Source organism: Mesorhizobium sp. M5C.F.Cr.IN.023.01.1.1 (assembly GCF_003997585.1).
GTDB classification, from domain to species: Bacteria; Pseudomonadota; Alphaproteobacteria; order Rhizobiales; family Rhizobiaceae; genus Mesorhizobium; species Mesorhizobium wenxiniae.
Genome location: NZ_RZSU01000193.1, coordinates 1 through 6079 on the forward strand (window position 1 = coordinate 1; position 6079 = coordinate 6079).

Annotated in this window: 7 protein-coding genes; 2 read left to right on the forward strand and 5 right to left on the reverse strand. The window is 61.4% G+C overall.

What is annotated here, in order from left to right:
- Both EOA78_RS34715 and EOA78_RS34720 read left to right on the forward strand, forming a co-directional pair.
- Positions 1 to 309, forward strand: a 309-nt coding sequence (locus tag EOA78_RS34715) for a hypothetical protein (RefSeq protein ID WP_245477997.1), incomplete at its 5' end; no start/stop codon positions are given.
- 80 nt (positions 310 to 389) lie between these two features.
- Positions 390 to 632 carry a YMGG-like glycine zipper-containing protein gene (locus tag EOA78_RS34720; protein WP_065007456.1) on the forward strand — a complete coding sequence of 81 codons (243 nt, stop codon included), beginning with the start codon at positions 390 to 392 and terminating at the stop codon, positions 630 to 632.
- A gap of 97 nt (positions 633 to 729) precedes the next feature.
- On the opposite strand, the gene EOA78_RS34725 is transcribed toward EOA78_RS34720, so the two are convergent.
- The 5 genes from EOA78_RS34725 to EOA78_RS36665 all read right to left on the reverse strand — a co-directional run.
- On the reverse strand, positions 730 to 2373 hold the full coding sequence (locus EOA78_RS34725; RefSeq protein WP_127320165.1) for a CHASE domain-containing protein: 1644 nt from the start codon (positions 2371 to 2373) through the stop codon (positions 730 to 732).
- A 122-nt stretch (positions 2374 to 2495) separates the two neighbouring features.
- The gene (locus tag EOA78_RS34730; RefSeq protein WP_065007457.1) at positions 2496 to 3290 is read right to left on the reverse strand and encodes an ATP-binding cassette domain-containing protein; all 795 of its coding nucleotides are present in this window, start codon (positions 3288 to 3290) and stop codon (positions 2496 to 2498) included.
- Between the two features lie 74 nt (positions 3291 to 3364).
- Complete coding sequence (locus EOA78_RS34735; RefSeq protein WP_127320161.1) at positions 3365 to 4696, reverse strand: sugar ABC transporter permease; 1332 nt, start codon at positions 4694 to 4696, stop codon at positions 3365 to 3367.
- Between the two features lie 142 nt (positions 4697 to 4838).
- The gene (gene xylF / locus EOA78_RS34740; protein ID WP_127320163.1) at positions 4839 to 5879 is read right to left on the reverse strand and encodes a D-xylose ABC transporter substrate-binding protein; all 1041 of its coding nucleotides are present in this window, start codon (positions 5877 to 5879) and stop codon (positions 4839 to 4841) included.
- Between the two features lie 11 nt (positions 5880 to 5890).
- Positions 5891 to 6079: hypothetical protein (locus tag EOA78_RS36665; protein WP_206533561.1), on the reverse strand; the 189-nt coding region annotated here is incomplete at its 5' end.

Sequence of the window (6079 nt, forward strand, 5' to 3'; positions counted from 1 at the left end):
GTGTTGCTGGTCATTGGCTGTTCGAACGCGATGACCGAGTGTCGCGAACTGCCCGTGTCGGTGAGCGTGTTCGAATCCGCTCAGGAATGCGCCGCCGAGCGTCCGTTTGCCCTGAGCGATGTGCAGGGTCAGGCTCCGCGCATAATTGCCAAATGCCTTTCCGTCGATCCGACACTTGAGGATGATTACGATCAGATCGTCTGGAATGTGCGTCCGGACGGCACGCTCGATGCTTCCGTGGAGATTTCCAATCTTGAGGTTGCCTCGACCGGCGCGCGCGCCGAAAAAGATTTTCTTAGCCAACAGTGAAATCGAAAGGGCAAAACGCTTTTTCGCATGATAAATGACGGATCGGACTACAAGTGAGGACAAAAGCGAGGAGTAGCTCTATGCGGAAAATGATTATTGCGATGGTTGCCGTGGTCGCGGTCAGCGGTTGCAGCACCACTGAGCGGGATGTCGGCGTGGGCGCCGGGGTTGGCGCTCTGGCCGGTGGCCTGATTGACGGCGGCAAGGGTGCCCTCGTCGGCGCAGCAATCGGTGCCGGTACCGGCCTGCTGGTGCGCAACCTGCGCAATGGCTATTGCCAGTACCGCGACAACCGTGGCCGTCTCTTTACGGCTCGCTGCTGATCCGCTTCAAAACGCATGCGGCAGTAAAAGCGGAGACCGGCTCGTCCGGTCCCTGTTTACTAGGGGCCTTCGAAAACGGTCGGTTTGCGTCAGCGTTTCAGTCCGACAGCGGAATCCTGATTTCCACGCTCAATCCGCCATCGTGAAAATCGCGATTGATCGTACCGCGCAATTCGCGCATCACGTTCAAATCGATCAGCTTGGTGCCAAAACCAGTTTTGGCAGGTGCTTCAAGCTTCTTCTGGCCGACTTCGCGCCAGTTGAGAACCAGTGTCCGGTCGCGCCAGCGGCCTTCGACCGACCAGTCGACCTTGAGCGACCAGTCGCCCTTTTTAGTATTGGCCGAATTGCCGGTTTCGCCATATTTCAGCGCGTTCGTGGCCAGTTCGTGAAAGGTCAGGCCGAGCGCCTGCGTCGTCGTCTCGTCGAGCAGCACCTCTGGCCCCGACAATATCCCCTCCGGAAGCTCCTTGCCGAACACCTGGCCAAGCTCGATGCGCAAGAGATCGCCGAGATCGGCCTTCTGCCAGCGCGAGCGCGTCAGCATGTCCTGGGAAGCCGCCATCGCTTGCAGCCGGGCCGAAAAAGAGGACGAGAACTCGTGGACGTCGGTGGCGTGCGATGCCGTCTGGCGCGCGATCGCCAGTACCCGCGTGATCGAGTTCTTGATGCGGTGCTTCATCTCCTGCAGCATCAGGTCTTTTTGGAGCAGGCTTTTTTCCGTCGTCTCATGAAGCAGCGAGACCGCGTCATACGCCCGCTCCTGATAGCGTGCCACCAGCGCGATGGTTCCTGCGAGCAGCAGCCCGAAGAGGCCGAGCATGACCGGAATCGCGCGCGAGGAGGGTTGCGAGAAGGCGCTTGTCGGCCTGAACAGAACGGTCCATGGTCGTCCGGCGATGGTGATCTCGCGAGAAACCACCAGCCTGTTACCGAAGGTCGATGCCGGCGGCGTTTCCGACTGGAACAAAAGTTGGTCGGCATCCACCTTGCCGTCATAGATTTCGATGTTCACCGGCAGCAGTGGCGTTCGGCTGAGCGCGGTCTGGAACAGATCGCGGGCGCGGAAGGCTGCATAAAGAAAGCCTGATGTCGAGGATTTGGACGCATCGATGCCGTCCGGCGCAGTTTCGATGTTGAGCCGCACGAAAACCAGGAAACCGGTGAAGGTCTGCGCAGCACCTGTTTCCTGGCCGAGTTGCACGCGCCCGCTCGCGTGCTGCTGGTTGTCGGCCATCGCCCTTTCGATCGCCTCGCGCCGCACCGGTTCGGTGAACATGTCGTAGCCGATGCTGGATTGATTGGAAGGATCCAGCGGCTCAAACAGCGTGATGGGCGTACGCCATGGCAGCGTTGTCGTAGCCGGATAGATCGCATGGCTGGCGCCATAGTCGTGCAGGATGGCACGCTCGACGGCTGCCTCGTCGCCGGCTCTCACCAGCCGGAGAAAGCCGATACCGCGCAGGCCGGTAAAATTGTCGTTGATACCAAGCGCTTCGAAGAACGCCTTGAACTCGCCCCGCGAAATGCCACCATTGCGCGCCTCGAACAGCGCATGGGTCGATCGCAACAGCGACAGATGCAGGTCGATGCGGCTATCGATCCGGTTGAGCGCATCGTCCGCCGTCGCCTCGAACTTGATGCGCGCCGCTTCCTGCGTGGCGAAATAGGCGAATCCCGCCATCGTCAGGCTGATCAGCGCGACGGCGATGAAAGCGACGATCGGAAAGAACTTCTTCAAATTGCTGCTGCGGCCCATGGTCCCCATCTTATGGGCAAGTCCCTGCGTCATACAATGGCGCGGCCAAACCATCATGACCGCTGGCACATCACATGACGGGTATTTAGCCGGCTTATTGAGCTTCAGGCGGCGATCTTCAGCGCACCTGGCCCCGGAATGGCACCGGGCGGGCACTTGCCCAGGATGATCATGCCGAGCACCTCGTCCTGGGTTACGTCGCTGGTGCGCGCCGTGCCGACGACTCGACCATTCTTCATCACGCAGACACGGTCGGCAAGCTCGAAAACATCGTGGATGTCGTGGCTGATCAGGAAGATGCCGATGCCGTCGGCCTTGAGCTGCATGACCAATTCGCCGACCTGCGCCGTTTCCTGCGGGCCCAGTGCCGCCGTCGGCTCATCCATAATCAGGATGCGGGCGTTGAACAGGATGGCGCGCGCGATAGCCACCGACTGCCGCTGGCCGCCCGAAAGCTTGACCACCGGCTCCTTGAAGCGCTGGAAGCGGGGATTGAGCCTGCCCATTACCTTGCGCGCCTCGGCCTCCATGGCGCCATCGTCGAGCGTGCCCCAGCCGGTCATCAGCTCGCGGCCGAGGAACAGGTTGGCGGCGGCGTCGACATTGTCGGCGAGCGCCAGCGTCTGGTAGATCGTCTCGATGCCATATTTCTTGGCGTCGCGCGGATTGGAGATCGAAGCCTCCTCGCCATTGACGAAGATCTGGCCCGAGTCGCGCTTGTAGGCGCCGGACAGGATCTTGATCAGCGTCGACTTCCCGGCACCGTTGTGGCCAAGCAGCGCCACGACCTCGCCCGGGAAAAGATCGATCGACGCATCGTCGACGGCGCGAATGCCGCCGAAGGCAATCGAGATGTTGCGCATGTCGATCAGTGGCGTGGGAGCAGTTGTGTCAGCCATGATCGTTCCTCCCTATGGTTTTTGCGTGAGCATGATCTTGTCGAAAACCGGTATCCACTTTTTCTGGATCATGGTCAGACCCGCTTGCGGTAAACGGTGTCGAGCCAGACGGCGACGACCAGGACGGCGCCGACGACGACGCTCTGAAGCGGTGAATCGATGCCGAGCAACACCATGCCGGACTGCAACGACTGCATCAGAAGTGCGCCAAGCATGGCGCCGAGCACCGTGCCGGAGCCGCCGGCCAACGACGTGCCTCCAATGACCGCGGCCGCGATGACCAGCAACTCGTCCAGCGTACCCAGCGCATTGGTCGACGCATTGAGACGGGCCGACGCAATCGCCGCGCTGATCGCGGCCAGAACGCCCATGATCATGAACACCTTCATAGTCACCCAGCGCGTGTTGATGCCGGCGAGTTCCGCCGCTTCCGGATTGCCGCCGATGGCAAAGACATAGCGGCCGAAACGGGTGCGGCTGGTGATGAAGGTCATGACGATGCCCACAGTGACCGCGATCAGCACCGGTATGGCGATGCCATGGGCGATGAACAGCCCGCCTTCCGGGATGGTGATGCCGGTCCGCTGGGCGTACTGGCGAACGATGCCGATCGGCCAGGGATAGGAATTGGCGATCCAGACGGCGCCGAGGATGGCGGCGCAAGCGACAACACCAAGCAAGGTTTCCGCCCAGACGGGACGCAGCGGGAACTTGAACCGCTTGCGCTGCGACCGGCCGTTGAGCAGCATCAAGGCGACGGCCACACAGGCGAGAATGCCGACGATCCAGCTTGCGGTTGCCCCGATCGAGCCACGCGGCCCGCCACCCATGAGCTGAAAGGTGGCATCGAGCGGCGCGACGGTGCGCCCGCTCGTCATCAGCCACGCCATGCCGCGCCAGATCAGCAGGCCGCCCAGCGTCACGATGAAGGCCGGAACCTCGAGATAGGCGATGATGAAGCCCTGGAGCGCGCCGATCATGAGGCCGAGCACCACGCCGGCAGCCAGTGCGATGATCCAAATCCAGGGATTTCCAAGCTGGAACCCCATGACTCGGATGAGGAATTCGGCCTGCGCGACGCCCATCACCATGCCGATCACGCCTTCGACGGAGCCGACCGAAAGATCGATGTTGCGCATCACGATGACCAGCACCATGCCGGTCGCCATGATCGCGACCGAGGAGGTCTGCACCGACAGGTTCCAGAGGTTGCGCGGCGTGAGGAAAAGCCCGCCCGACAGGAGGTGGATTCCAACCCAGATGACCAGCAGCGCGCCGACCATGCCGAGCATGCGTATATCGAGCTCGGTTGCCTTGAGAAAACGGCCGACCGGGCTGAGCTCGGATTCACGCGCCCGATCGGCGCCTGTATCGGCGGCCGGCGTGTTGGAAGTCGTGTCGGTCATGATGTCCTCCCACCGGTTTGCCGTCTGCCGCGGATGCCGGAAGCAGCTTGGAAGTTATCCGCGAGAAGCGAAAAACAATTCTTTTTGAAAAAAACGCCGCGGCGTGAAGCCGCGGCGTTTCAGGCTTCTTGCGAAGGCCGGATCAGTCGCAGACCGGGACAGTGCCCGCCGCCACGCCGGCGCAGACCTCTTCCTTCTTGATCCAGCCCGCGTCGATGACGACGTTCAGATTGTCCTTGGTGACAGCAATCGGCGTCAGGAACAGCGACTTGACGACATTGCCGCCCGGCGTGGCGAAGTCCTTGACGCCGGCAATGTCTGTCATCTGCTTGCCGTCGGCCAGTTGCGAGGCGATCTCGGCGGCGTTCTTGCCGAGCTCGCGCGCGTCCTTCCACACCGATACGGTCTGTGTGCCGAGCGCGATGCGGTTCAGCGCGGCATGGTCGCCGTCCTGGCCCGACACCGGGACGGATCCGGCCAAGCCTTGCGCCGTCAGCGCCGCGACGACGCCACCAGCGGTGCCGTCATTGGCGGCAACCACCGCATCGACCTTGTTGTCGTTGGCGGTTAGGAACTGTTCCATGTTCTTCTGGGCGTTGGCGGGAAGCCAGCCGTCCGTATAGGCCTCGCCGACATTCTTGATCTTGCCGCTGTCGATGGCATCCTTGAGCACTTCCATGGAGCCGGCGAACAGGAAATCGGCATTCGGATCGGCGCCCGAGCCCTTGATGAAGACGTAATTGCCTTCCGGCGCCACCTTGAACACTTCGCGAGCCTGCATGCGGCCGACTTCCTGGTTGTCGAAGGTCAAATAGAAGACGTCCTTGTTCTCGATCAGCCGGTCATAGCCGACGACCGGAATGCCTTCGTCCAGCGCCTTCTGCACCGCCGGCCCGATGGCCGAGGCATCCTGCGCAAGGATGATCAACGCGTTGGCGCCCTGCGAGATCAGGCTCTCGACGTCGGTCAGCTGCTTGCCGGGATTGGACTGTGCATCGGCGGAAATATACTTGTCGCCGGCGGCCTCGATCGCCGACTTCATGGCGGCTTCGTCAGTCTTCCAGCGCTCTTCCTGGAAGTTCGACCACGAAACACCAATGACCTTGTCCTTCGCCTGTGCGACCGACGCGAGCGTCAGCGACATGGCGGCCCCCGCCAGGATGGCGGCTGTGAATCTCTTCATGATATTCCTCCCTACGCCGCGTACGGCGCGACCAACTGGCCCGAAGGCCGGCACAAAGACTCTTTTTTTCGAGCCTCGAAAAAATACTGATCCAACGCCGAAGCACTGTCAACATGAATTCTGATGGATTTTAATCTCCTGCCGGCTTTTTTTCGAGGCTCGGAATAAACAATGACAGGTCGTTCTGGTTCTGCCAGTAT

What these genes read in the sequence shown, in the direction of transcription:
- xylF (WP_127320163.1), bottom strand. Translation starts at nt 5,879, where the DNA reads ATGAAGAGATTCACAGCCGCCATCCTGGCGGGGGCCGCCATGTCGCTG.
- EOA78_RS34720 (WP_065007456.1), top strand. Translation starts at nt 390, where the DNA reads ATGCGGAAAATGATTATTGCGATGGTTGCCGTGGTCGCGGTCAGCGGT.
- EOA78_RS34730 (WP_065007457.1), bottom strand. Translation starts at nt 3,290, where the DNA reads ATGGCTGACACAACTGCTCCCACGCCACTGATCGACATGCGCAACATC.
- EOA78_RS34735 (WP_127320161.1), bottom strand. Translation starts at nt 4,696, where the DNA reads ATGACCGACACGACTTCCAACACGCCGGCCGCCGATACAGGCGCCGAT.